Origin of the sequence: Paraburkholderia phosphatilytica (assembly GCF_003443895.1) — a bacterium.
In the GTDB taxonomy this organism is placed as follows: Bacteria; Pseudomonadota; Gammaproteobacteria; order Burkholderiales; family Burkholderiaceae; genus Paraburkholderia; species Paraburkholderia phosphatilytica.
Genome location: NZ_QQOA01000004.1, coordinates 281,309 through 305,338, shown reverse-complemented (window position 1 = coordinate 305,338; position 24,030 = coordinate 281,309). Strand labels below are relative to the sequence as shown.

Genomic DNA, 24,030 nt, shown 5'->3' with positions numbered 1-24,030 from the left:
CGCTTCCAGCCGGCTTCCCCAGCCTGCGCGCGCCTGTGGATAACTTTGTGGAGAAAGCCCGTTTGAATTCGCCGGAATGGCCGTCGCTGCGGGCCTGCATCGGAGGACGCGCAGGTTTGCAAACTATAAAAATCATATAAAACAATGAGTTAGGAAAAATTTGACGATGGCATGACGAATGTGGGCCAGACCGCATTGAGGGCGCCGCTGGTGTGGACACATCCCACACTGTGCGCGGGCACTGGACGCCGGATGGCTGAACGGTCTATCGTCTGTCCGGCCAGTCCAATCCCTCTGCCGAATGACTCCAGATAATCCTTTTGCCACGTCCGCCGGCGCGGGCGGCGACGTCGTCGTGCCGGTGTCGGCGCTCAATCGCGCGATCGGCTCGATGCTCGAGCGCTCGTTCCCGCTCGTGTGGGTGTCGGGCGAAGTGTCGAACTTCACGCGCGCCGCGAGCGGCCACTGGTACTTCTCGATCAAGGACGCGCAGGCGCAGATGCGCTGCGTGATGTTCCGCGGACGCGCGCAGTACGCCGAGTTCCAGCCGCGCGAAGGCGATCGCATCGAAGTCCGCGCGACCGTCACGATGTACGAGCCGCGCGGCGAGCTGCAACTGAATGTGGAAGCGGTGCGCCGCACCGGCCAGGGGCGCCTCTACGAAGCGTTTCTGAAGCTGAAGGCGCAGCTCGAGGCCGAAGGCCTGTTCGACGCCGAACGCAAACGACCGTTGCCCGCGCATCCGCGCGGTATCGGCATCGTCACGTCGCTGCAGGCGGCCGCGTTGCGCGACGTGCTCACCACGGTGTCGCGCCGCGCGCCGCATATTCCGGTCGTGATCTACCCGGCGCCGGTGCAGGGCGCGGGCGTGAGCGCGAAGCTCGCGGCGATGGTGGAGGCCGCGAACGCGCGGCGCGAAGTCGACGTGCTGATCGTGTGCCGCGGCGGCGGCTCGATCGAGGACCTGTGGGCGTTCAACGAGGAGGTGCTCGCGCGCGCGATCGCCGCGAGCGAGCTGCCGGTGGTGAGCGGCGTGGGTCACGAAACCGATTTCACGATCGCCGACTTCGCCGCCGACGTGCGCGCGCCGACGCCGACCGGCGCCGCCGAACTCGTCAGCCCGCAACGCGTGCTGCTGCTGCGCGATCTCGATCATCGTCATGCGACGCTTGCGCGCGGTTTCGGCCGCATGATGGAACGCCGCGCGCAGCAGCTCGACTGGCTCGCGCGGCGCCTCGTTTCGCCCGCCGAACGGCTCGCGCGACAGCGCGTCCATCTTCAGCAACTGAGCGTGCGGCTTTCGTCCGCGGGGGCGCGGCCGGTGCGCGACGCCCGGGCGCGTTTTTCGCTCATCCAGATGCGCTGGCAACGCTGGCGTCCCGATCCCGCTCGTCATCGAAACGAGCTCGACGGTCTGGCGAAGCGTCTCGCGGGCGCGTGGCAGCGGCAGCACGAACGCCACGCCACACGTATCGATGCGCTCGCCGCGCGGCTCGAAGTGCTGAGCCCGCAGCGCACGCTGGAACGCGGCTATGCGGCGCTGCTCGACGCCCAGCATGGCCACGCGGTACGTTCGCCCGCGACGCTGAAACCGGGCCGCAAGCTGACGGTTCATCTCGCGGAAGGATCGGCGGACATTGCGTTGTCGGATGTACAACCCAGGCTGACCGACGGCTTCTGAACGCTCGCGGATACGCGACGGAAAGACTTCGAGAGGCCGTACATTTGACCTGCGGAAGACCCGCGGGCGCGCACGATTTACGGCATGTCACGAACGCTTCATGCAGGGCTGTCCGTCATGCTGACGCGATGTCCGACATAATGACCACTGGTTTGCAGGGTTAATCGGGGTCGCCTACAATCGAGTGCTCTCAAGCGTTATCCGCAGACTCCCCATAAACACGATAGAAGGAACAGCACCATGGAACATACGCTCCCGCCGCTGCCGTTTGCAAAGAATGCGCTCGCTCCGCACATGTCCGAAGAGACGCTGGAGTTTCACTACGGCAAGCACCACCAGACTTATGTGACCAACCTGAACAAGCTGATTCCGGGCACCGAGTTCGAGAAGCTCTCGCTGGAAGAGATCGTCCGCAAGTCGTCGGGCGGTGTCTTCAACAACGCTGCGCAGATCTGGAATCACACGTTCTTCTGGAACAGCCTGTCGCCGCAAGGTGGCGGCGCACCGAGCGGCGCGCTCGGCGACGCGATCAACGCGAAGTGGGGTTCCTTCGATAAATTCAAGGAAGCCTTCACGGCCGCCGCGGTCGGCACGTTCGGTTCGGGCTGGGCATGGCTCGTGAAGAAGGCCGACGGTTCGCTCGATATCGTCTCCACCAGCAACGCCGCCACGCCGCTCACCACCGACGCGAAGCCGCTGCTCACGATCGACGTGTGGGAACACGCGTACTACATCGACTACCGCAACGCGCGTCCGAAGTTTGTCGAAGCGTACTGGAACATCGTGAACTGGGACTTCGCTTCGAAGAATTTCGGCTAAGCATTGCGCTGCTTCGGCATAGCGATACAGAAAAGCCCTCGTTTCGAGGGCTTTTTTTCGTCCGCCGCATTGGTGTGACGGGTTCATGCGTCGCGTTCATGTGTCGGGTTTGCGTGCCGGGTTTGCGTGCCGGGTTTGCGTGACACTCACCGCCCCACCACACCCCGCACATTGCGCGCGACCCACGACGTGAATCCCGTCCGCAGCACGACGGGCACGATGCGCTTCGGTCCGACGAGCAGCATGCCGAGCACCACCGAGCCGAGCAGCGTGACGTTCGGCGCCGCGCTCAACGCATGCGTGAGGTTCGACAGTGACAGCTTGTTGTCGCGCGGCACAGACGAATGGTCACCCATCCGCAGGCCGACGTTCGCCGCGAGCAGTTCGATGCGGGCGAACTCCATACGTGCGAGCACGGCGACCTCGTGCTCGTGGCGCAAGCGGGCGCGATGGTTCATTTGAGCGCCTCCTTGATGGTTTCGAGGTCGTCGCGAATTTCATCCTTCAGTATCCCGAACGACTGAGCAGGCCGCTGCGCGCGCACGATCAGCAGCGCCGCAACGGAGAGAATCAGCCACACGCACGCGATGCCCCACACGACCGCGAGAAAGTAACGCGTATTCCACGCGGACGCGATCAACGCAATACAGAAGAACGACAGCGTGAAGAGCCCGGTGACCGCGAGCGCGACGAGCGCGAAGATCTCGCGCATGATGCGCGCTCGCGTTTCGGCCAGCTCGATCGCGAAGAGCTCGGCATAGTCCGACAGCCGGGCGACCAGGAACCGTGACACATTGCGCCAACGGTCGAGCTTCGAGTGAATCGACATGGCCATCCTCCAGCGAAGGGCGGTCGAAGGATCGTGTCAGGCAGCGCTACGCGTGGTCATTCAGTCGCGGTTCGATGCCCACAGCGCACCGAGCACGAAGCCCACGCCGGTCGCGACACCCAGCACCGCGAGCGGATTCTCCTCGATCGCGTCGCGCACCACGACGGCCGCGTCGGCGGCGAGCTGCTGCGATTTGCCGCACAGCGCCTTCGCCTTGCCGGACAGCTGCATGCCGGGATCGCCGAGCATTTCGCCGGCCGCCTGCTCCGCTTCGCCCGCCACTTCGCGCATCACACCCTGTGCTTTCGTCGTTTCCATGATCGTGTTCCTCGTTGGGCCGATCGTCTGCGGAATGCGCGGGACCGCGCGCCCAATGCAGACGACATGGCGTTATTGACGACAACTCGCGATGACAACCTCGCGGGCACGATGAACCTGCCGCGCGCACGGGGAAGCTGGAGCAACAGCCATACCACACCGTAGGACGGTGCGGCGGCAGTTGCAATGGGGAAGGGCGTGGAACGGAGGAAAAAGCGCGGAAAGGACTGCGCGCAGCGGATGCTTACGACTGGTGCGTCAACGCTGCGTGAGCATCTTCGCGGTTGGAATCAGAGGCGGACGCGGCGGCTTTCGCGTTGCCAGCTGCTGCCGCGAGTCCCGCGTTCGCGAGCGCGGTATGCGCGTGTTCGCGCAGGTCGGCGGCGGCATGCGGCGCATCCGGTTCCCGCACCCACGCGCTGATGCGCAGCCGCACACCACCCGTCGATGGATAGCTGTCCACGACGACCATCGGTGCAAGTGTGGAAGCGGTCAGCACGCGCGGTTCGTCGGCGACCATTTTCTTCAGCTCGGCGATTGCGGTATCCACATCTTCACGGCGCGCAAGGTCGACCGTCACGTCGGCGCGATGTGTGCCGCCGCTGCTGTAGTTGACGACCGGATTGCTCCAGATCTGGCTGTTCGGCACGAACACGACATTGCCGTCGCTGCGTTCGATTCGCGTGGTGAAGAGGCTCACTTCACGCACGATGCCCGCCGCCGCGCCGCTGCCTTCGATCACGTCGCCCGCGCGAAACGGCCGCAGCATCAGCAGCATGATGCCGGCCGCGATGTTCTGCAGCGTGCCCTGCAGCGCGAGTCCGATCGCGAGGCCGGCGGCGCCGAGTGCGGCGAGCACGCTCGCGGTTGCGATACCCACTTCGCTCAGCGCCGCGATGAACGCGATCACGCGCACGGCCCACGCGGCGATGCCGGCCAGCATCGGCGCAACGGTTGGGTCCGCATGCGAGCGGATCAACACGCTCGCGAGCAGATGCGCGATGCGGTTCGACACCCACCAGCCGATCACGAGGATCAGCGCCGCAATCACGAGATGCAGAATGTCCTGCGTCATCGTCGCGATCAGCGACGGCTGCAGATGAAACAGACGATTGAAGAAATCTTCCATGATCGGTGCGAGCGAATGGCGATGGATCGCGAGACGCATCGCGGCACGACGCCTGCCCGGTCATGCCGATCGCGCCGGAACCTGCGGCGTTTCCCCCGCGCAACGCATGCTGGTGCCCGGAAAAGGGGGACACGATGCCATCTCGCACGTATCGTCTGATCAAGCAGACGCCATGCCCGTAAGCTTTCGATGCGCCGACAACCTGGAAGCTTGACGCAATGCTTTACATCAGCGCAGCGCTGCGACGAAGTCTTCCGTCAAGCGCACGTGGCCCATGCGCGGGAAGATCGCCTGGATCGCGAAGCGGTGCGCGTCGGCATCCATCGACGTCATCGCGTCTTCGAGAAAGATCTGCGCGAAGCCCTGGTCGTACGCGGCGCGCGCCGTCGATTCCACGCCGAAGTTGGTGGCGACGCCGCTCATCACGATCGTGCGGATGCCGCGGCGGCGCAGCTGCTGCTCGAGATTCGTGCTGTAGAACGCGCCCCACTGGCGCTTCGTGATGACCACGTCGCGCGGCTGGATGTTCAGCTGCGGCACCAGTTGCGATGCCTCGGGCGGCGGCAGTGGCGCGTCCGGCGAACGCGTCGGCGCATCCGCGGGCAGATGCAGCATGTCGTCCAGCTGCACGTGCACGAACACGACGGTGCCGCCTTTCGCGCGCAGCGCATCGGCCGCGCGGATGGTGTTGCCGATCACCTGGTCGGCCGGATGCGGCGCAAGCGGCCGGCCGACGATGCCATGCTGAAGATCGATGGAAATGAGCGCCGTGGTGGCGGGATCGAAAGAGAGCGCTTGCGTCATGTGTCACCTATATGTGAGGATGTGCTCATATTCATGATACACGAAAGATGAGCATGGCCTCAGATATTGACGAAACCGGGCGGCGGGTGCCGCGCCAGGAACGCGCCGCGCGCCGGGTCGACGCGCTGCTCGATGCGGCCGGCGAAGTGATCGCCGAACGCGGCTTCGAGGCCGCGACGATGACCGAGATCGCGGCGCGCGCGGGCGCGTCGATCGGCGCGGTGTACCAGTACTTCCCGAACAAGGACGCGCTGGTGCTCGCGCTGCGCACGCGCTACGGCGCCGAGATGGATGCGAAGTGGAGCGCGCTCTTTGCCGAGGCGGTGGAGGTGCCCGTGCCGGTGCTGGTGGACCGGCTCTTCGACCTGATGGTCGAATTCATGGCGTCGCATCCTGCCTATATTCCACTCCTGTCGGTGTCGCTGAATTTCCGGCGCGACGCGGCGGCGCGCAACCGGCTGCGCGAGCGATTCGCCGACCTGTTCCGGCTGCGCAAGCCGGCGCTGGACGCGGCGGAAGCGTACCGGCTCGCGGAAGTCACGCTGCAGATCGTGAAGAGCCTGAACCTGCTGTACGCGCCGGCAAAACCGAAAGAGCGCAAGCTGCTGGTGGCCGAATACAAGATCGCGGTGACGGCGTTTCTGCTCGCGCGCATCGGCTGAAGCGAATCGAAGCGTCGCTGGCGTCAGGCCTTCCCGTCCGGCTCCCGCGCTTCGATCTCGCTCGCAAGATGCCGCGCCGTCAGCACATCGTCGACGAGCCCGTAGGCTTTCGCCGCTTCCGCGGACATGAAGTTGTCGCGGTCGCTGTCTTTCGCGATCTGCTCGATCTGCTGGCCCGTGCGTTCCGCGAGAATCGCGTTCAGCCGCGATCGCTGATAGAGCACTTCCTTTGCCTGGATCTCGATGTCGGCCGCGGTGCCCTGGCTGCCGCCCGACGGCTGATGCACCATGATCCGCGCGTTCGGCAGCGCGTAGCGTTTGCCGCGGGCGCCGGCCGCCAGCAGGAACGAGCCCATGCTGGCGGCGAAACCGGTGCAGAGCGTCGACACGTCCGGCTTGATGAACTGCATCGTGTCGAAGATCGCGAAACCGTCGTACACGGAGCCGCCAGGCGAGTTGATGTAAAAAGAAATATCCTTATCCGGGTTCTCGGACTCGAGGAACAGCAGCTGCGCGACGATCAGGCTCGCGGACTGCTCGGTCACCGGCCCCACGAGAAACACGATCCGCTCGCGCAGGAGCCGCGAATAGATGTCGTAGGCGCGCTCGCCGCGGCCGGATTGCTCGATGACGGTCGGCACCAGGTTGAGCCCGGTGAAGCCAGGCGAACTGGCGTGCGGTTCGGGAAACCGGCTGGTGTGGTGGCTCATGCGTTCCTCGTTCGATGCGACCCGCGGCGCCGTTCGCCGCGGTTGTCACCCGTTTGACGCGTGCATGGCCTGGCGCGTGACAACGCGGCGGCAGCGGAATTTTTTCGTGACGGTGTCACAACGAGGCGGCCCGAAACGTCAGCCACATGGAGCAGTCCCGTTCATTGACTTCGATTCATCGACTCTGCAGGGAGCATCGCGAATGACCACGAACCCGGACGACAAGATGTTCCGCTTCGAAGCGCAGCGCGCGCGGCTCGTCGCGCTCGCGTACCGGATGCTCGGCAGCCGGGCGGAGGCCGAAGACATCGTGCAGGACGCCTGGCTCAAGTGGCATGCGGCCGACGCAGCCACGCTGCAATCGCCCGACGCGTGGCTCACCACGATCACCGCGCGGCTCGCGATCGACCGTCTGCGCCACCTGCAGCGCGAGCGCGCGGCGCACGAAGCGGGCTGGTTGCCCGAGCCATGGCTCGACGAGCTCGCGCCGTCGGCGGAAGAGCAGGCGGCGCACGCGTCGGAGATCTCGTACGGCGTGATGCTGCTGCTCGAACGGCTGAAGCCGGAAGAGCGCGCGGCCTTCGTGCTGCACGAAGCGTTCGATTGCGACTACGCGGAGATCGCGCGCATTCTCGAGCGGCCGGCGGCGACCTGCCGGCAGATCGTGCATCGCGCGAAGGAGCGCCTGCAACGCGACGGCGCGCCGTCGAAACCGGCCGATCCGGCCGCGCATGCGCGCATCGTCGCGCGGCTGCGTGCCGTGATCGACGCGCAGGATCGCATCGGGTTGATGCAGCTGTTCGAAGGCGAGCGTACGGAAGACGAAGAAGTGATGGCGGTGGCGCGTGCGTTCGCGGTGGGCAGCCGCATGCAGCAGGAAGCGCAGCACGAAGAAGCGCAGCACGAAGCGGTATCGGTGAACGGCGCGGTTGCGCTGGCGCGAATCGAAGGCGGAGAAGTCACGGCGCTCTTCGCGATCGCGACGAACCTGGCCGGCGACGCGATCAGCCACGTGACGCTGATCGACGATCCGCGCTGCCTGTGGGCGGTGAACGAAGTGGTCGGCGCGCGTGCGGTGCGCAGACTGCTGCAACGCATCTTCGCAAGCGCCGCTGCAGGCGCGGGCGCGACCGCATCGACGACGTCAACGGTGTGCGGCCACTTCCCAGTTGATGTCCACGCATAGCACCTGCGTGCCGCGCGGGGTTTCCGTCGCGATCGAAGCCGTCACGCACAGGTGCGCCTCGTTGATCGACAGATACGGCGGCGTCACGTGCACATGGCCCGGCGCGCGCAATGCCTCGATGAAATACGGCCGGCGTTCCCAACTTGCGCCTTCCGAATGCAGCAGCGGCCGGAATTTCTTCGCGCGCTGCGATGCGCGGCTCGACGACGGCAGCAGATTGTCCCCCGTCTGACGGCCTGAGCCATCGAGCACGAACGCCCGTGCCGCTTCCGGCAGCGCGAGCAGCGCGCGGGTGGCGTCGGCCGGCTCTTCGCCGGCGGAGAGACGGCCGCTCGCCTGTTCGAGCGCGTCGATATACGGTGCGAGCCGGTCCTGCTGCGCGCGTTCGCGCGCGGCTTTCTGTTCGCGCAGCGCGGCGGACAGCGCATCCATCGCGCTTGCCGCCACTTGCGGCTTCACCGGCTCGACGCTCGGCCCCGCGAAATACGTTCCCTGCACGAAATCGACGTTGCATTCGAGCGCGATCAGCGCTTCGCGCTCGGTGGAGAGTCCGCCCATCAGCACCAGTTGCCCGGATTCATGCAGCAGCGACACGAGCCGCGGCAGCACGCGCTCGATATGCGAGTGCTCGCTCGCCTGCGCGAGGATGCAGCGGTCGAGCGTGACGATATCGGGCCGCAGGTTCCACACGCGATCGATGTTCGAATGCTTCACGCCGAAGCCGTCGAGCGCGATCAGGAAGCCCGACTTGCGCATCGCGTCGATGATCTCGGCGAAGCGCGTAGTCTCGCCGCCCGCCTGCTCGGACACTTCGAGCACCACGCGTTGCGGCGGCAGACCGAGTGCCTTGAGGCCGGCGAGCAGCGCGTCGCCGTAGCTGGTGTCCATCAGCGCAGCCGGATGCAGGCTCAGGAAGAGCCACTCGTCCTGGCTGTCGAACGCATTGAAGTTGCCGAGGTGCAGCGATTCCGCGAGCCGGCCGAGTTCGAGCAGATCGCCGCGGCGCGCGGCCTGGGTGAACACTTCGCCGGACGGTACCTGACGGCCGTTCTCGTCGTGCGCGCGCAGCGACGCGTGATAGCCGATCGCGCGCCGGTGCGTGACCGAGAACACCGGCTGGAACACGCTGAAGACGGTGTAGCCGCCATACAGCACCGTGCGCCGGGAGCCTTCGTCGCCGGCGACGGGGCGCGGCGGCTGAAAGCCTGGGGGATCGAGTTCGATCATGCTCATCGTGTGGTTCGATGGGAAAAGCGGTCGGCGCGCGTTACGCGCCAGATCTCGCTTCAAGTTTACCGGATATGTCTGGTCGAGCAAAAAGCATGCGCAACGGGCGTTCGATCGACGCACAGCCCCGAGCCGATGCGCGCCGATTCAAGGGACTGTCACATTGGCGCAGCAATTTATCGCGCGCACAGCGTTGGTGCGTGCCGCGCCCCGCTAACGCGCAAGCGTGGCGCACAGATTCGTGTCAGGTCCGTTCCTGCGGATCGGTTTTCTTCGCGGTGCGACGGATGTCCGCGGACAGCTGCCCGAAGATCCACGACGTGGCCGCGGTAATGATGCCGACGCACAGGAACGTCGCGTGGAATGCGGGCAGCGCGTTCGCTTCGGTCACGCGCGGAATGAGGCCGGTGAAGGTGGTCAGCATCGCGCCGGCGACGGTGACGCCAAGGCTCATCGACAGCATCTGCACCAGCGAGAACAGGCTGTTGCCGCTGCTGGCGCCGCCAGTGCCGAGGTCCTTCAGCGTCAGCGTGTTCATCGCGGTGAACTGCATCGAGTTCACGCCGCCGAAGATCGCGATCTGCACGATGCGCAGCCACAGCGGCTCGCCCGCGGACATCAGCCCGAAGCTCGCCATCATCAGTCCGACCAGCACCGTGTTCGTGACCAGCACGCGCCGGTAGCCGTAGCGCGTGATCAGCACGGTGACGACGCGCTTCGACATCATCCCGCTCATCGCCGCGGGCAGCATCATCAGGCCCGCGTGAAACGCCGTGTAGCCGAGCCCGACCTGCAGCAGCAGCGGCAGCAGATACGGCATCGCGCCGCTGCCGATGCGCGCGAACAGATTGCCGAGCAGGCCGACGCTGAACGTGTGGATCTTGAAGAGATCGAGCGGGAAGATCGGATGCGACACGCGCACCGCGTGCAGCCCGTACGCGACGAAGCAGCCGAGGCTCAGGATCAGCAGTACGAGCACGGTGGCGTGCTGGATGCCGAGTTCGCTCTGGCCGTCGAGCGCGAACGAGATCGCGAGCATGCCGATCACGAGCAGCAGATAGCCCGCCACGTCGAAGCGGCCCGTTTCCGGATTGCGCGCGTCCGACATGAAGATGAACGTCGCGATGCAGCCCACCACGCCGACCGGCACGTTGATCAGGAAGATCCAGTGCCACGATGCGATCTTCACGAGCCAGCCGCCGAGCGTCGGCCCGATCAGCGGCCCGATCAGCCCCGGAATCGCGACGAAAGACAGCGCGGGCAGATAGCGTTCCGCCGGAAACGTGCGCAGCACCGCGAGCCGGCCGACTGGCAGCAGCATCGCGCCGCCCACGCCCTGCAGCACGCGCGAGCCGACGAGCTGCGCGAGCGTGTGCGCGTCCGCGCACAGCAGCGAGCCGATCGTGAAGATCAGGATCGCCGAGAAGAACACGCGCCGCGTGCCGAGCTTGTCCGCGAGCCAGCCGGACACGGGAATCATCACGGCCATCGTCAGCGAGTACGCGATCACGACCGACTGCATCCGCAGCGGCGCTTCGCCGAGACTCGTCGCCATCGCGGGCAGCGCCGTGTTGACGATCGTCGAGTCGAGCGTCTGCATGAAGAAGCCGGTGGCGACCAGCCACAGCATCACGGTGAGCGAGCGCTCGGAGGGCCTGGGGGCGGTGATCGTCGTGGCGTCGGACATGGGGCGGGCAGGGTGGGGCGCGGCGGCCCTCATTGTAAGGAAGTCGGCTTACGCGCGCAGTGCCGTTGACTGGCGGCACTGCCAGAGCGGGCGTCAAAGGCACGCGCGGGCACGCGCGCGACGAACGCATCAATCCTCGAGCTTCCCCGCCGCCTCGAACAGCCGCTGCGCGCGCGGATCCGCAGCGAACGCGGCATTGATCCGCACCCACGGCGTGTTGTCGCCAGTCGGCTTGAAGTGACGGCCGGGCGCGAGCCGCACGCCGAACGGCAGTCCGCATTCGACGAGCCGTTCCGAATTCTCGACCCGCGGCACGCGCGCCCACACGAACTTGCCGCCCACCGGCCGCTCGAACAGCTCCCAGCCGTTCGCCTCGAGCGCCTGCACCGCGGAGCCGAGCGCGTCGCGCATGCGGCGGCGCAGCCGGTCGAGATATTTGCGGTACATGCCGCGCTCGAGCATCGCCACCGCGACGGCTTCCGCGAAACGCGAGCCGCCGAGACTCGTCAGCACCTTGATGTCGGCGAGGTCCTTGACGATCTCCCGGTTTGCGACCACGTAGCCGATCCGCAGCGACGACGACAGCGTCTTCGACAGCCCGCCGATGTAGATCACGCTCTCCAGCTGATCGAGCGTGGCGAGGCGATCGGTGATATCGGCCTGGAAGTCCGCGTAGATGTCGTCTTCGACGATCGTGAAGCGATGCTCGCGCGCGAGCTGCAGCAGCCGGAACGCGACCGGCGGCGCGACGATCGTGCCGGTCGGATTGTGGAAGACGGTGTTGATGAACATCAGCCGTGGACGGTGCTGCTGCAGTTGCGCCTGCAACACGTCGATGTCGGGGCCGTGCCGCGTGCGCGGAATGCCGACCACCTTCACGCCGTGCAGCTTCGCGAGGCCGACCAGATTGAAGTAGCCTGGGTCTTCAACGAAGATCGTGTCGCCGTGCTTCAGCAGATAGCGCATCACGAGGTCGAGCGCCTGGCTCGCGCCCATCGTGATCAGCACCTGCGATGCCTCCGCATGAATGCCGAGCTGCGCGATGCGGCTCGCGAGATGCTCGCGCAGCGTGGGGTGACCGAGCGGCGTCGCGTAGTCGATCATGCTGACCGTATCCACGCGCGACACGTGGCGGATCGCCTGGCCGAGGCTGTCCATGTCGCGCCACGCCTCCGGCATGAAGCCGCTCGACAGCTTCAGCAGCGTGCCCGGATGGTCGAACTCCTCGAAGATGTGCACCGACTCTTCCTCGGCGCGGCGCGGGTCTGATGCGCCCGTGGCGCCGTCCGCCGGCCGCGCGTGATCGGCCACGTAGAAGCCCGAGCCGTGCCGCGAGTCCAGATAACCGAGCGACACGAGCCGGTCGTACGCCTCGATCACCGGGAAGCGGCTGATGCCGTAGTCCGTCGCAAACTGACGGATGGACGGCAGCTTCGCGCCGGGGTGCGTGGTGCGCGAGCTGATCCACGTCTGCACGCCGCGCACGATCTGCTCGGTCAGCGGCACGCCGCTTTCGCGGTCGATTTCCAGTTCGAGTTTCATGCAAGCCTCGCTTGGGTTCGGCTCGGCGGGGTTCGCCGGGCCGGAGCCGGACGGCGAGTCCGGTCGATGCACAACTGTCCGGTATTTTGACTGCACAGTTCTCAAAAAAGTGTTCGCAACTGTACATGGGGTTTGCCCGGCTTGCCCGCAATAATGAAACAACCGACGACGCCTTTCAAGGAGCACTGCAATGCGCGAAATCCGAATCTTCGAGCTGGAACAGGACGAGCCCGTGGCCGCATGGCGGACCGAACGCGCGATCGTGCTGAAGGTACTGTCGGGCGAGATCTGGCTCACGCTGCACGGCGACGCCGAGGACTACTGGCTGCGCGCGGGCGAGTCATACGAGCTGCCGCGCGGCGCGCTCGCGCGCTTGAGCGCCGGACGCGAGCGGGCGCGGGTCGCGCTGGCGGATGCGCACGGCCGGACTTCGCCGCCAGCCGTATTGCGGCCGCTGATGCGCTGGCTCGGACGCACGCGTCTGCCGCGGTGGCTCGCGGCGGCTTGAGCGGATCGGCGGCGCTTCCTGTTTTCCTGCTGGATGAAGCCCGGTCGTCGCGTTAGCTGCCGACCGGGTTGTCGCCCACATACCGAGCACGCGGCCGGATCAACCGGCCATCTGCCGCCTGCTCCATCGCATGCGCGATCCAGCCGACGGCGCGGCCCGCGGCGAACAGCGTGAACGCCGCGCCGGCCGCCAGACCCAGCACGCGTTCGACGGCCGCGAGCCCGAAGTCGACGTTGGGCTCCACGCCCGTCGTATCGCGCACCGCATCCGCAAGCGCCAGTACGCTGTCAAGCGGCGAGCGCGCCGGCGCGCAGTCCTGCAGCCGTTCGAGCAGCAGCCGCGCGCGCGGATCCCCTTGCGGGTACAGCGGATGGCCGAAGCCGGACAGCCGCGAGCCGAACGCGGCGGGCGCATCTCCCTCCTGCTGACCGAGCCGCGTCGCGAGAAAGCGGTGCAGGTCGCCCGCGCGCGACGCTTCGTCGAACAACGCGGCGACCCGTACGGTTTCTCCGCCGTGACGCGGGCCCGACAGTGCCGCGAGCCCGCCCGAAACCGCACCGAACAGATGCGTTCCCGTCGACGTGATGCAACGCACTGTGAAGGTCGACGCGTTCAGCTCGTGATCCGCGCACGCGACGAGCGCCGCGCGCAGCACGTCGGCCTGCTGCCGGCTGCGCACGCCCCATGCGCGAGCCAATAATCTGTGCAACGGTTCGCCCGATGGCGCGACACCCGCCAGCGCGGCTGCAAGCAGGCGCATCAACGCGGTCGCGGTATCGAGTTTCGCGTCGCGGCCGAATGCCCACACCCGCGGCATCTGGCCGGCTGCGGCCGGCAGCAGCACGAGCGCGCGATCGAGCGGCGCGCTGTCGCCCCAGAGCCGCAGCCATGCGGCCCACTGCGCGGCGGACACCGGCGCGGCCGGCGCACGCGCGATGCGCTGCGGCGTGCATTGCCAGAGCAGCGCGGCGGTTTCCTCGAGCGTGGCGCGGCGGGCGAGTTCGATCGCATCGTGGCCGCGGTAGTGAAGATGCCCGTCGGCGATCAGCGTGATCGACGATTCGAGCACCGGCACGCCCCAGTCCAGCACCTTCTGCGCGACCTTGCCCGCACGCTTGCCGTCTTCCTTGCGGCGCGCGAGCCGCCGCACTTCGCCCGCGTCGTACAGGCGCTTGCGGCTGTGCGGGTCGGGCGTGGACTTCAGCACGCCGCGGCTCACGTACGCGTACAGCGTCGCGACGCTGATGCCGAGCGCTTCGGCGGCTTCGTCCGCGGTGAGTTGGGTCATGTGAGTGAAGCGCGAGCGTAGTGGTGGGTGCGTCGACCGAAGACAAAGGCAAAGGCAGGCGATATGCGATGGCCGCATATAAGCAGGCCCAGGAATCGAACAAATCGATCTATGTTGATTCTATTAATCAAGATTGCTTGCGCCATGCCCCGATTCTAGACTGGTTCGCGCCAACTTCAACCACGAACCACTGGTGAGCCCGCCATGACACCTCAGCTCGCACTCGAACATCTATGGAGCGTCGCCGGCTGCGACGACGCCGCGCTCGGTGACATCGCGCTCACCGGCAACGATCCCGCGCTGCCGTCCGTCTATCGTGTCGGCACGATCGCTGCCGCGACGATCGGCGCGCAGGCGCTCGCGGCCGCCGGTCTGCATCGGTTGCGCACCGGGCGTGCGCAACGCGTGGAGGTCGACGTGCGCCGCGCGCTCGCCGCGTTTCGCAGCGAGCGGTATCTGCGCATCGACGGCGGACCGCCGCCCGCGCTGCGCGATCCGGTGATGGGCTTCTACGAAGCGCGCAATGGACGCTGGATCCAGCTGCACACGAATTTCCCGCATCATCTGCGAGGCGTGCTCGACGTGCTCGGATGCGAACGCGATCCGCAGTCCGTCGCCGCGGCGATCCGCAACTGGGACGGCGCCGAGCTCGACCAGACGCTTGCCGACGCGGGTCTGTGCGCCGCGCTGATCCGTTCGCCGCGCGAGTGGGGGGCGCACGAGCAGGCGCATGCTGTGGCGAGCCTGCCGCTGTTCGAGATCATGCGGATCGGCGATGCGCCGGCTGCGCTGCCAGGTGAGCTGCCAGGCGCGCGCGCATCCGCGAATGACAGACCGCTGGCCGGCGTGCGCGTGCTCGACCTTTCCCGCATCATCGCGGGCCCCGTGGCGGGCCGCGCGCTCGCGCAACATGGTGCCGACGTGCTGATGATCAACGGCCCGCATCTGCCGAACATCGCGCCGCTCGTGATCGACAACGGACGCGGCAAGCGCTCGGCCACACTCGAGCTGCGCGAAGCGGCCGGACGCGCGCAGCTGGAAGCACTGACGCGCGACGCCGACGTGTTCCTGCAGGCCTACCGCCCCGGCGCGATCGCGGATCATGGTTTTTCGCCGGAAGCGGTGGCCCGCATGCGGCCGGGCATCGTCTACGTGTCGATTTCCGCGTACGGTCATCAGGGGCCGTGGGCGCGGCGGCGTGGCTTCGACAGTCTCGTGCAGTCGGCGAGCGGCATCGCGTGGACCGAGCGTCAGGCGGCCGGCGCCGATGCGCCGAAGCATCTGCCGTGTCAGGCGCTCGACTACGCGACCGGCTATCTCGCCGCGTTCGGTGCGATGGTCGCGCTGCGGCGCCGCGCGGAAGAGGGCGGCAGCTGGCACGTGCGGCTGTCGCTCGCGCAGACGGGCCGCTGGCTGCAGTCGCTCGGGCAGATCGAGGACGGCTGGCGTACGCCCGACGTCCGCTACGACGACGTGCAGGATTGCATGGAGACCGTCGCGTCGCCGTTCGGCCAGGTGCGCGGCACGTTGCCTGCCGAGCGCATGTCCTTGACGCAGCCGTTCTACGCGCGGCCGTCGGTGCCGATCGGCACGCATGCGGCCGCGTGGGACGCGTGATTACTTGCGCAGCTCCGCGACGAAGTCGTAGTAGTCGTTGCGGCAGTAGGTATCGGTGAGTTCGATCGCGCGATGGTCTGCCGTGTAGCCGACCCGCGTGATCAGCAGCAGCGCCTCGTTCGGCGCGATGCTCATCTGCGCGGCGATCTCGTCGCTCGCGTTCACTGCGCGAAAATGCTGCAGCGCGCGCACGATCGTCAGGCCGCGCTGTTCGAGGAACGAGTACAGCGAATCGCCGATCGCCTGCGGATCGGGAATCAGCGCCGCGGGGAAGGTGGAGTTCTCGACCGCCATCACGATGCCGTCCGCGAGCCGCAGCCGGCGCAGCCGCGTCACCGCGGCGGCCGGCGACAGCCCGAGCTGGATCACCTCTTCGCGGTTCGCGGGCAGGATCTCGCGCGAAAGCCATTGCGAACTCGGCGTGAAGCCGCGCCGGCGCAGCATCTCGCTGAAGCTCGTCAGCTTCGACAGCGGGTCTTCATAGCGCGGCGTGATGAAACTGCCCGCGCCCTGCGTGCGCCGGATCAACCCCTGCTCGACCAGCAGCGCGATCGCCTTGCGCGACGTGATGCGCGACACGCCCAGCGCATCCGACAGCACGCGCTCCGACGGCAGCGCCTCACCCGCGTTCCAGCGGTTCTCGTGGATCGCCTTCGCGAGCTTGCGCGCGAGCTGCAGATAGAGCGGTGTGTCGTTTTCCGGGTCCGGGCGCAGATCGCGCCAACGGTCTTCCGTGGCAAGGTTCATAGTGCAGGCGCAAGAGGGGCGAGCGGCAATTTTATGACATCGGCGACGCTGCGCGTTATAGCAATCTTTCGCGTATCGGCCGATGCCGCGTCGCGCATGCGGCTACACTCGTCGGATCGCGCAATTGAAGATGATGAACGGAGAGAGCATGAGCCACGAGATCGCCAGCGTCACGCTGCCCGACGGGGAGCGCATTCCGAAGCTCGGGCAGGGCACCTGGGAAATGGGTGAGCAGCCGTCGCGCCGCGGCGCAGAGATCGCGGCGCTGCGCGCGGGCATCGAACTCGGCATGACGCTGATCGACACCGCGGAAATGTATGGCGAAGGCCGTACCGAGACGCTCCTGGCCGAAGCGCTCGACGGACTGCGCGACGATGTGTTCCTGGTCAGCAAGGTCTATCCGCACAACGCGAGCAAACGCGGCGTGCAGAACGCGTGCGAAGATAGCCTCAAGCGCCTTTGCACCGACCGGCTCGATCTCTACCTGCTGCACTGGCGCGGCAACGTGCCGCTCGAAGACACCATCGCGGGGATGGAGGCGCTGCGCGACGCGGGCAAGATCCGCCACTGGGGCGTGAGCAATTTCGACACCGACGACATGGAAGAGCTCGTTTCGCTCGATGGCGGCGACGCCTGCGCGACAAACCAGATTCTGTACAACGTCGCGCGGCGCGGCCCCGAATTCGACCTGCTGCCGTGGCTCGCCGAACGCAGGATGCCGGCGATGGCGTATAGCCCCGTCGATCACGCGCGCCTGCCGAAGCGTTCACCGCTCGATTCGATCGCGGACGCGCGCGGCATGTCGGTGTTCGAGATCGCGCTCGCGTGGGTGCTCGCGCAGCCGAACGTGTTCGCGATCCCGAAGGCGGCGCGCATCGAGCACGTGCGCGCGAACTACGCGGCGTCGCAGATCGAGCTGACCCGCGAGGAGCACGCGGCGATCGATGCGTATTTCAGGCCACCGCGTGCGAAGCGCGCTCTGGAGATGCTGTAGCTTCAGCGCCCGCGTTAGTCACGCGGGCCGTCAACCTCAGCTGCACGCATGATGCGCGTGCACGGAGCCGAGCACCGCGACTTCGGCCGGCGTGCGCTTCAACGCGTCGTCGCTGACCTGACGCGCATCGCCGACGAAATCGTCGACGATCGACGACACCGACGTGCCGCGCAGGCACAGCGACACGTTGCGCGTCTCGCCTTCCGGCATCGACACGCGCTGGCCGAGGAACAGCACACCGTACTGGTAGCCGTGGATGATGCCGCGGACCGCGCCGGTGCATTCGCCCTGCGCAACGTTGTCGTTCTTGTGCTGACAGAGCTGGACGAGCGACCACGCGGAGAAGGTCGGGTCGACGGGCGGCACGTCCGGTTGAGCGGGTGCCTGCGCACGGGCGAGCGTTGCGAAGAGCGCCGCGGCCATCAGCAGGCCCGTTGCGGCGCGCGCTGCGCCGCGAAGGTCGTTGCGTTGCATGGAGTCGCCTCGTATCGATGATGGAACTCGATAGAGACACGCCGCGCGCGTTTGGTTCCTGACGAAGCGCGGTGCGATGCCGCGGCATCGACGACGGCACCAGCAACATCATCACGCGCGCGCGTCGTCAGAAAGGGAAAACCGACGGTCATGCGTTGCCGCATGCCGTCGGGAAAGCGCTGTTGCGCTGCTGCCAGCCCGCGGAAGCGGCGCCCGACCGGGGGATCGGACGCCGCGACCGCGACTGGCGGAGAGTCTTCGCGCGCACACACTGGTCCGGTCGCGGCAGGACGGATCGGGGGTTCCGTCCTCATGGGTCTAGTGCCCGCTACCGCCACCGTGGCCACCGCTTCCGGAGCCGCCGCCATAGCCGCCGCCGAAGCCGCCACCTTTACCGAATCCACCGCCGAAACCCCCTCCGAAGCCACCACCGAACCCGCCACCAAACCCACCGCCGAAGCCGCCACCGCTCGGACCGCCGCTCGAGCCGCCGCAGCCACATCCACCACCGCCACCACCGCCACCACCGCCACCACCGCCACCACCGCCACCACCGCCACCACCGCCACCACCGCCACCGCCACCGCCACCGCCACCACCGCCACCACCGCCACCACCGCCACCACCGCCACCACCGCCACCACCGCCACCGCCACCGCCACCGCCACCACCGCCGCTATTGCTTGTGCCTTTGCCGCCCGCGGCACTGCCTGAACCCACGCCACCCACGCCACCCGCACCACTGTTACCCGCTCCCGAGCCCTGACTCGAACCCCCGCCGCGCGGACCGGGCAGACAGTTGCCTGCATCGCCCGTGCAGGTCTTCGTCTGAAACACCGCCGCTGTATCTGCTGCGAGGCTCGACGCGTCGCTCGATGCCACCACGGTCGACGATGCCGCGATCGCCGCAGCAGCCGTGGTCTTGCCATTCACATTCGCGTTTGCCGCTGTCCCCACCGTCTTCATGTCGACGCTGCTCGCCGGTAAAGGTGCATCGGCGGAGGCGATCACCCAGCGCGGGATCACGTCGTCCGTCGATGCGGCGCGCGCAAAGTTCGCTACGAGGAGCAGGCTCCCCAAGCCGGCAACCACTGTTGCCACACCCCGTACGCTCTCGTAGCAGTACTGATTGAATGTCTTGTTCTTCATTGCTTCTCTCCCGAAGCAGCGGCGGCTTCCTCGTGGCCGCTCTTCGTCTACGTTGGCCCTCCTGGCGGGCCCGTCATCGCGGGCCTCGTGCTACCCCCATCCGAGCATGTGATTGACTGCGTCTTGCCGGCTCGCCAGCGGCAGTGCCGATGCGGCCGGGGCATGCATCCGGTCCCGGCCGGAACGGCGCGTCGAGCGATGCGGGCCCGACCGCGCTGTCGGGGGCGCAAGCTCGCGAGCCGGGTCGGTCAGCCGTTGCGCGCGACGGCCTCGTCGACCTCGGCAGCGCGTTGCAGCGTCTGACCGGCCGATGTCCGTCGCGGGGTGCGCGTTGCCGGCACTGCAACGCGCGACATCGCGTTCGGACATCGCCGGAACCGGATGCGTGTGCGTCACTTTTAGCGATAACCATGCCATTGCCCGCAAACCCGCTTCCCGTCTCGCTCCGCAGAGAGGCCTCGAAAAAACGCGATTTTCCGGACGGCAAAAACGTTTCTTGCGTGAAACGCGAGAGGCATTCCGACGATGCAAACGCGATCGCGCGGCGAATTAAATCGCGCGCACCTGTAGAGGCAAGAGAGTCTTCAGCCGCGCGTGGGCGGCGCTTCGCGCTGCTGCGCGCGCAGGTCTTCGACGGAGATGTGGCAGCGGATGCGATGGCCGGCGCCCGCGTCGTTGAACGGCGGTTCCTGCTGTTCGCAGATGTCGCCAAGTTTGCGCGGGCAGCGCGTGTGGAAGATGCAGCCTGAAGGCGGAGACGCCGGGCTCGGCAGTTCGCCGCTCAGGCGAATGCGCGGCTTTGTTTGAGCCGTACCGTTGCCGTCCGCATGCGCCTCGGCGTGATCGAGCGTCGGCACGGAAGAGAGCAGCGCTTCCGTGTACGGATGATGCGGTCCGTCGAACACCGCGCCCGCAGGTCCGATTTCGAGCAGACGTCCCACATACAGCACCGCGATGCGATCCGACAGATAGCGCACCACGTGCAGGTCGTGCGAGATGAACACGTAGCTCACGCCGTGATCGCGCTGCAGGTCCGCGAGCAGGTTCAGAATCGCGGCCTGCACGGATACGTCGAGCGCGGAGGTCGGTTCGTCGCACACCACCACGCGCGGGTCGCCCGCGAATGCCCGCGCGATCGCGACACGCTGCTTGAGGCCGCCCGACAGTTGCCGCGTGCGTGCATCGAGATAACGGTCGGGCAGACGCACGGCGGCGACCAGCGACGCGAGGCGCGCGTGCTGCTCCGGCCCGCGCAGCGACGCGAGCCGCGTGAGCGCGCGGCCGATCAGCTGCTTGACCGAGTGCGCGCGGTTCAACGCCGAGTCGGGATTCTGGAACACGATCTGCAGCGACTTCACCTGCTCGTCGTTGCGGCGCGTAACGCGCGATGGCAAGGGCGTGCCGTCGAGTTCGAGCGTGCTGCCCGCGTCGGGCGCGATCAGGCCGAGCAGCAGCTTCGCGAGCGTCGTCTTGCCGCTGCCGGATTCGCCGACGAGCCCCAGCGTTTCACCGGCCGCGAGTTCGAGCGACACGTCGTCGACTGCGCGCAGCGGCGTGCCGGCCGCGTGGAAGGTCTTCGAGAGGTTGACGGCCCGCAGCACCCTGGCCGCGCTGGTTGCATCCGCAGCTTGCTGCGCGACTGCCATCGGCAGGTTCGCGGTCACGCGCGGCAGTTCCATCGCGCGCTCGTGATAATGGCAACGCGCCATCTGGTCGCCGTGCGGTGCGTTCACGCGATAGGGCGGCGGCGCGTCGCGGCGGCAGCGGTCGTCGGCCAGACGGCAGCGCTCCGCGTAGATGCAGCCCTGCGTGACGGAGCCCGGCGGCGGCAGATTGCCCGCAATCGTATCGAGCCGCTCGGTGTCCTTGCTGCGGCCCGCGCGCGGCAGGCAGCGCAGCAGCCCGACCGTGTACGGATGGCGCGGCCGCGCGAACACATCGGCCGTCGCGCCTTCCTCGACGAGCTTGCCCGCATACAGCACGCCGACCCGTTCGCACATCTGGCCGATCACCGCGAGGTTGTGGCTGATGAACAGCACCGCGGTGCCGAAGTCCTCGCGAAGCTGCGCAACCAGCTCCAGCACCTCGGCTTCGACGGTGGCGTCGAGGCCGGTGGTCGGTTCGTCGAGAATCAGCAGCGCGGGGTTCGACGCCAGCGCCATCGCGATCACGACGCGCTGCTGCATGCCGCCCGACAGCTGATGCGGATACTGGTCGAGAATCCGCTCGGGCGCGGCGATGCGCACGCGGTGCAGGATATCGAGCGTGCTTTTGCGCGCTGCGTCGCGATCCGCGCCGGCCGCTTCGAATGCTTCGGAAACCTGACGTTCGATCGTCAGCGAAGGATTCAGCGCGCGCGACGGGTCCTGATACACCATCGAGATTGCGTTCGCGCGCATCGCGCGCAATGCGTTCGCGTCGAGTGCGTACACGTCTTCGCCCGCGATCGCGATGCGGCCTGCCTTCACGCGGCCGTTGCGCGGCAGGTAGCGCAGGATCGCCATCGCGACCGTCGACTTGCCGCAACCCGATTCGCCGACCAGACCATACGCCTCGCCGCGCCGGATCCGCAGCGACACGTCCTGCAGCACCTCGCGTTCGCGGCCGCGCGTTCGATACGTGACCGTCAGCCCGACGATCGTCAGCGCGTCGGTGCGATCGCTCTTCGACACGTCGAAGGTCGGAAACGAATGGGCGGGCGGGCCGTTCATCGGTCGAGCACTCCCTGCACGCCGTCGGCGATCAGATTCACGCCCACCACCAGCGATGCGATCGCGACGGCATCGAACACGACGGTCCACCACGCGCCGCCCGCCATCAGCGTGTACGACTCCGACAGCGCGAGGCCCCAGTCGGCGGAGGGCGGCTGGATGCCGAAGCCGAGAAACGACAGCGTTGCAACCGCGAAGATCGCATAGCCGAGCCGCACCGTTGCTTCGACGATGATCGGCGGCAGCACGTTCGGCAGGATCTCGACGAACATGATGTACGGCGCGCGCTCGCCGCGCAGCTGCGCCGCGGCTACGTAGTCGAGATGGCGTTCGGCGAACACCGCGGCGCGCACGGTGCGCGCGGTGATCGGCGTGAACGTGATGCCGATCACGAGAATCACCGTCCAGTTCGATGCGCCGACCGCCGCGAGCGCGAGCAGCGCGACGATCACGAGCGGCAGCGCGAGCACCGCGTCGATCAGGCGGCCGATCACGTTGTCGACCCAGCCGTCGAAGTAGCCGACCACGAGCCCGAGCGCCGCGCCCGCAACCGTGCCGAGCAGCGTGGCGAGCGGCGCGATTGTCAGGATGTCGCGCGCGCCGACGATCACGCGCGAGAACACATCGCGGCCGAGCTGATCGGTGCCGAACCAGTGGTCGTGCGCGGGCGGCACGAGCGAGTTCAATGGGTCGGACGCGTACGGATCGAGCGGGGCGATCCATTGCCCCGCGATCGCGCAGACCACCCACCACAGCACGATGATCACGCCGACCACGAAAGTGGGCGAGCGCAGCAGCAATCGCAGCCGGTCGTGGCGCACATCCTTCGCGCGCGGCGCCGGCAGCGGTGCGTCGGGCGTGGGCATATCGGGCGTGGTCGTGCTCATTGCGCGCTCCTCACCCGCAGACGCGGATTGAGCAGCACATGCAGCGCATCCGCGACGAGATTCGCGAGCGTGTAGACCACGCCGATCGTCAGTACGCCCGCTTCGAGCATCGGGAAGTCTTTCGCCTTCGCGGCGTTGTAGATCAGCGAGCCGATGCCCTGGTAGTGAAACAGCGTCTCCACGACGACGAGGCCGCCGATCATATAGCCGAGCTGCGTGGCCGCCACCGTGATGGTGGGCAGGAGCGCGTTGCGCAACACGTGCCGCCAGATCACGACGCGCCGCGGCAGTCCTTTCAGGATCGCGGTGCGCGTGTAGTCGGCATCGAGCGCTTCGACGGTACCCGCGCGCGCCATCCGCGCGATGTAGCCGAAGAACACCAGCACGAGCGGCAGTACCGGCAGGATCAGATGCGACAGCTGTTCGAGCGGGCCTGCTTCGGGTCCCCACTGCGCTTCGATCGGCAGCCAGTGCAGCCACACGCCGAAGATCAGGATCAGCACGATCGACGACACGAACTCGGGCACCACGGTCGCGGATAGCCCCGTGATGCTGATCGTGCGGTCGAGCCAGCGACCCGCGTGCATCGCCGCCCACACGCCGCCCGCGATGCCGAGCGGCACCACGATCACGAACGCGAGCAGGCCGAGCTTCGCCGAATGCGCGAGCGCTTCGCCGATGAACGGCCCGACGGGCGAGCGGTACGCGTACGACATGCCCATGTCGCCGCGCACGAAGTGCGTGATCCACTCGACGTACTGCGTGACGACCGGCCGGTCCGCGCCGAGCTGATGGTTGAGCGCGGCCACCGCGCGCGCATCGGCGAGCGGCCCGAGGATCGTGCGGCCGATGTCGCCCGGCAGCAGCTGGCCGCCCGCGAATACGATCACCGAGAGCAGCCACAGCGTGATCAGCGACAGCACGAGCCGGGTCGCGAGAAAACGCGCGACGCGGCCCGCATTGCCGTTGGCGCGGGTGGGAACGCGCGAATCGGGAGGCGAGACGGTTGTCGACATCGTGACCTCAGGTTCCGTGCGATGCTTCGGACGACGATGCGTCCG

Annotated in this window: 23 protein-coding genes; 8 read left to right on the top strand and 15 right to left on the bottom strand. The window is 67.3% G+C overall.

Features of this window, described 5'->3' with window-relative positions; translation table 11 throughout:
- Positions 1 to 301: 301 nt before the first annotated feature.
- Positions 302 to 1,681, top strand: coding sequence for an exodeoxyribonuclease VII large subunit (gene xseA / locus DVS29_RS06660; protein ID WP_118179617.1), 1,380 nt, complete (start codon positions 302 to 304; stop codon positions 1,679 to 1,681).
- Between the two features lie 240 nt (positions 1,682 to 1,921).
- The gene (gene sodB, locus DVS29_RS06655) at positions 1,922 to 2,500 is read left to right on the top strand and encodes a superoxide dismutase [Fe] (protein WP_118179616.1); all 579 of its coding nucleotides are present in this window, start codon (positions 1,922 to 1,924) and stop codon (positions 2,498 to 2,500) included.
- A 146-nt stretch (positions 2,501 to 2,646) separates the two neighbouring features.
- Here the strand turns inward: sodB and DVS29_RS06650 are convergent, their stop codons facing one another.
- From DVS29_RS06650 to DVS29_RS06630, 5 genes are all read right to left on the bottom strand, one after another.
- Entirely contained in the window at positions 2,647 to 2,958 is a 312-nt protein-coding gene (locus DVS29_RS06650) for a hypothetical protein (protein ID WP_118179615.1), read from the bottom strand.
- On the bottom strand, positions 2,955 to 3,329 hold the full coding sequence (locus DVS29_RS06645) for a phage holin family protein (protein ID WP_118179614.1): 375 nt from the start codon (positions 3,327 to 3,329) through the stop codon (positions 2,955 to 2,957). The genes DVS29_RS06650 and DVS29_RS06645 overlap by 4 nt, the downstream gene beginning before the upstream one ends.
- Positions 3,330 to 3,389: 60 nt before the next feature.
- Positions 3,390 to 3,647 (bottom strand): CsbD family protein, encoded by a 258-nt coding sequence (locus DVS29_RS06640; protein ID WP_118179613.1) that lies wholly within the window; start codon positions 3,645 to 3,647, stop codon positions 3,390 to 3,392.
- A 244-nt stretch (positions 3,648 to 3,891) separates the two neighbouring features.
- The gene (locus DVS29_RS06635) at positions 3,892 to 4,815 is read right to left on the bottom strand and encodes a mechanosensitive ion channel family protein (RefSeq protein WP_240655491.1); all 924 of its coding nucleotides are present in this window, start codon (positions 4,813 to 4,815) and stop codon (positions 3,892 to 3,894) included.
- Between the two features lie 189 nt (positions 4,816 to 5,004).
- On the bottom strand, positions 5,005 to 5,580 hold the full coding sequence (locus DVS29_RS06630; RefSeq protein WP_118179612.1) for an isochorismatase family protein: 576 nt from the start codon (positions 5,578 to 5,580) through the stop codon (positions 5,005 to 5,007).
- Between the two features lie 53 nt (positions 5,581 to 5,633).
- Here DVS29_RS06630 and DVS29_RS06625 point away from each other — a divergent pair, with 53 nt between their 5' ends.
- Positions 5,634 to 6,242, top strand: coding sequence for a TetR/AcrR family transcriptional regulator (locus DVS29_RS06625; RefSeq protein ID WP_240655490.1), 609 nt, complete (start codon positions 5,634 to 5,636; stop codon positions 6,240 to 6,242).
- A gap of 23 nt (positions 6,243 to 6,265) precedes the next feature.
- Here the strand turns inward: DVS29_RS06625 and clpP are convergent, their stop codons facing one another.
- Positions 6,266 to 6,952, bottom strand: coding sequence for an ATP-dependent Clp endopeptidase proteolytic subunit ClpP (clpP, locus tag DVS29_RS06620; RefSeq protein WP_118179610.1), 687 nt, complete (start codon positions 6,950 to 6,952; stop codon positions 6,266 to 6,268).
- A gap of 202 nt (positions 6,953 to 7,154) precedes the next feature.
- On the opposite strand from clpP, the gene DVS29_RS06615 reads away from it, so the two are divergent.
- Positions 7,155 to 8,138, top strand: a complete 984-nt coding sequence (locus DVS29_RS06615) for a sigma-70 family RNA polymerase sigma factor (RefSeq protein ID WP_118179609.1) — start codon at positions 7,155 to 7,157, stop codon at positions 8,136 to 8,138.
- Here the strand turns inward: DVS29_RS06615 and DVS29_RS06610 are convergent.
- The 3 genes from DVS29_RS06610 to DVS29_RS06600 form a co-directional block, all read right to left on the bottom strand.
- Positions 8,097 to 9,371, bottom strand: a complete 1,275-nt coding sequence (locus DVS29_RS06610; protein WP_118179608.1) for an EAL domain-containing protein — start codon at positions 9,369 to 9,371, stop codon at positions 8,097 to 8,099. The two genes, DVS29_RS06615 and DVS29_RS06610, sit on opposite strands and share 42 nt — an antisense overlap.
- Positions 9,372 to 9,609: 238 nt before the next feature.
- On the bottom strand, positions 9,610 to 10,995 hold the full coding sequence (gene mdtD / locus DVS29_RS06605; RefSeq protein WP_420816075.1) for a multidrug transporter subunit MdtD: 1,386 nt from the start codon (positions 10,993 to 10,995) through the stop codon (positions 9,610 to 9,612).
- A 186-nt stretch (positions 10,996 to 11,181) separates the two neighbouring features.
- Complete coding sequence (locus tag DVS29_RS06600; RefSeq protein WP_118179606.1) at positions 11,182 to 12,594, bottom strand: aminotransferase-like domain-containing protein; 1,413 nt, start codon at positions 12,592 to 12,594, stop codon at positions 11,182 to 11,184.
- A 190-nt stretch (positions 12,595 to 12,784) separates the two neighbouring features.
- On the opposite strand from DVS29_RS06600, the gene DVS29_RS06595 reads away from it, so the two are divergent.
- Positions 12,785 to 13,102, top strand: a complete 318-nt coding sequence (locus DVS29_RS06595; protein ID WP_118179605.1) for a DUF2917 domain-containing protein — start codon at positions 12,785 to 12,787, stop codon at positions 13,100 to 13,102.
- A gap of 52 nt (positions 13,103 to 13,154) precedes the next feature.
- Here the strand turns inward: DVS29_RS06595 and DVS29_RS06590 are convergent, their stop codons facing one another.
- Positions 13,155 to 14,390 (bottom strand): citrate synthase family protein, encoded by a 1,236-nt coding sequence (locus tag DVS29_RS06590; protein WP_118179604.1) that lies wholly within the window; start codon positions 14,388 to 14,390, stop codon positions 13,155 to 13,157.
- Between the two features lie 204 nt (positions 14,391 to 14,594).
- Here DVS29_RS06590 and DVS29_RS06585 point away from each other — a divergent pair, with 204 nt between their 5' ends.
- Positions 14,595 to 16,007 (top strand): CoA transferase, encoded by a 1,413-nt coding sequence (locus DVS29_RS06585; RefSeq protein ID WP_118179603.1) that lies wholly within the window; start codon positions 14,595 to 14,597, stop codon positions 16,005 to 16,007.
- On the opposite strand, the gene DVS29_RS06580 is transcribed toward DVS29_RS06585, so the two are convergent.
- Complete coding sequence (locus DVS29_RS06580) at positions 16,008 to 16,754, bottom strand: GntR family transcriptional regulator (protein ID WP_118179602.1); 747 nt, start codon at positions 16,752 to 16,754, stop codon at positions 16,008 to 16,010. It abuts the gene before it with no gap.
- 148 nt (positions 16,755 to 16,902) lie between these two features.
- Here DVS29_RS06580 and DVS29_RS06575 point away from each other — a divergent pair, with 148 nt between their 5' ends.
- Positions 16,903 to 17,748 carry an aldo/keto reductase gene (locus DVS29_RS06575; RefSeq protein WP_118179702.1) on the top strand — a complete coding sequence of 282 codons (846 nt, stop codon included), beginning with the start codon at positions 16,903 to 16,905 and terminating at the stop codon, positions 17,746 to 17,748.
- 36 nt (positions 17,749 to 17,784) lie between these two features.
- On the opposite strand, the gene DVS29_RS06570 is transcribed toward DVS29_RS06575, so the two are convergent.
- Positions 17,785 to 18,222 (bottom strand): hypothetical protein, encoded by a 438-nt coding sequence (locus DVS29_RS06570; RefSeq protein ID WP_118179601.1) that lies wholly within the window; start codon positions 18,220 to 18,222, stop codon positions 17,785 to 17,787.
- Between the two features lie 339 nt (positions 18,223 to 18,561).
- Here DVS29_RS06570 and DVS29_RS37225 point away from each other — a divergent pair, with 339 nt between their 5' ends.
- A complete protein-coding gene (locus DVS29_RS37225) occupies positions 18,562 to 18,936 on the top strand; it encodes a hypothetical protein (protein ID WP_164707856.1) in 375 nt (124 codons plus the stop codon).
- A 1,019-nt stretch (positions 18,937 to 19,955) separates the two neighbouring features.
- Here the strand turns inward: DVS29_RS37225 and DVS29_RS06560 are convergent.
- From DVS29_RS06560 to DVS29_RS06550, 3 genes are read right to left on the bottom strand one after another with little or no spacing between them, the layout of a single operon-like run.
- Positions 19,956 to 22,082 (bottom strand): ABC transporter ATP-binding protein, encoded by a 2,127-nt coding sequence (locus DVS29_RS06560; protein WP_118179599.1) that lies wholly within the window; start codon positions 22,080 to 22,082, stop codon positions 19,956 to 19,958.
- Entirely contained in the window at positions 22,079 to 22,969 is an 891-nt protein-coding gene (locus DVS29_RS06555; RefSeq protein ID WP_420816074.1) for an ABC transporter permease, read from the bottom strand. Before DVS29_RS06555 ends, DVS29_RS06560 begins: the two co-directional genes overlap by 4 nt.
- The gene (locus DVS29_RS06550) at positions 22,966 to 23,985 is read right to left on the bottom strand and encodes an ABC transporter permease (RefSeq protein ID WP_118179598.1); all 1,020 of its coding nucleotides are present in this window, start codon (positions 23,983 to 23,985) and stop codon (positions 22,966 to 22,968) included. The genes DVS29_RS06555 and DVS29_RS06550 overlap by 4 nt, the downstream gene beginning before the upstream one ends.
- Positions 23,986 to 24,030 lie beyond the last annotated feature (45 nt).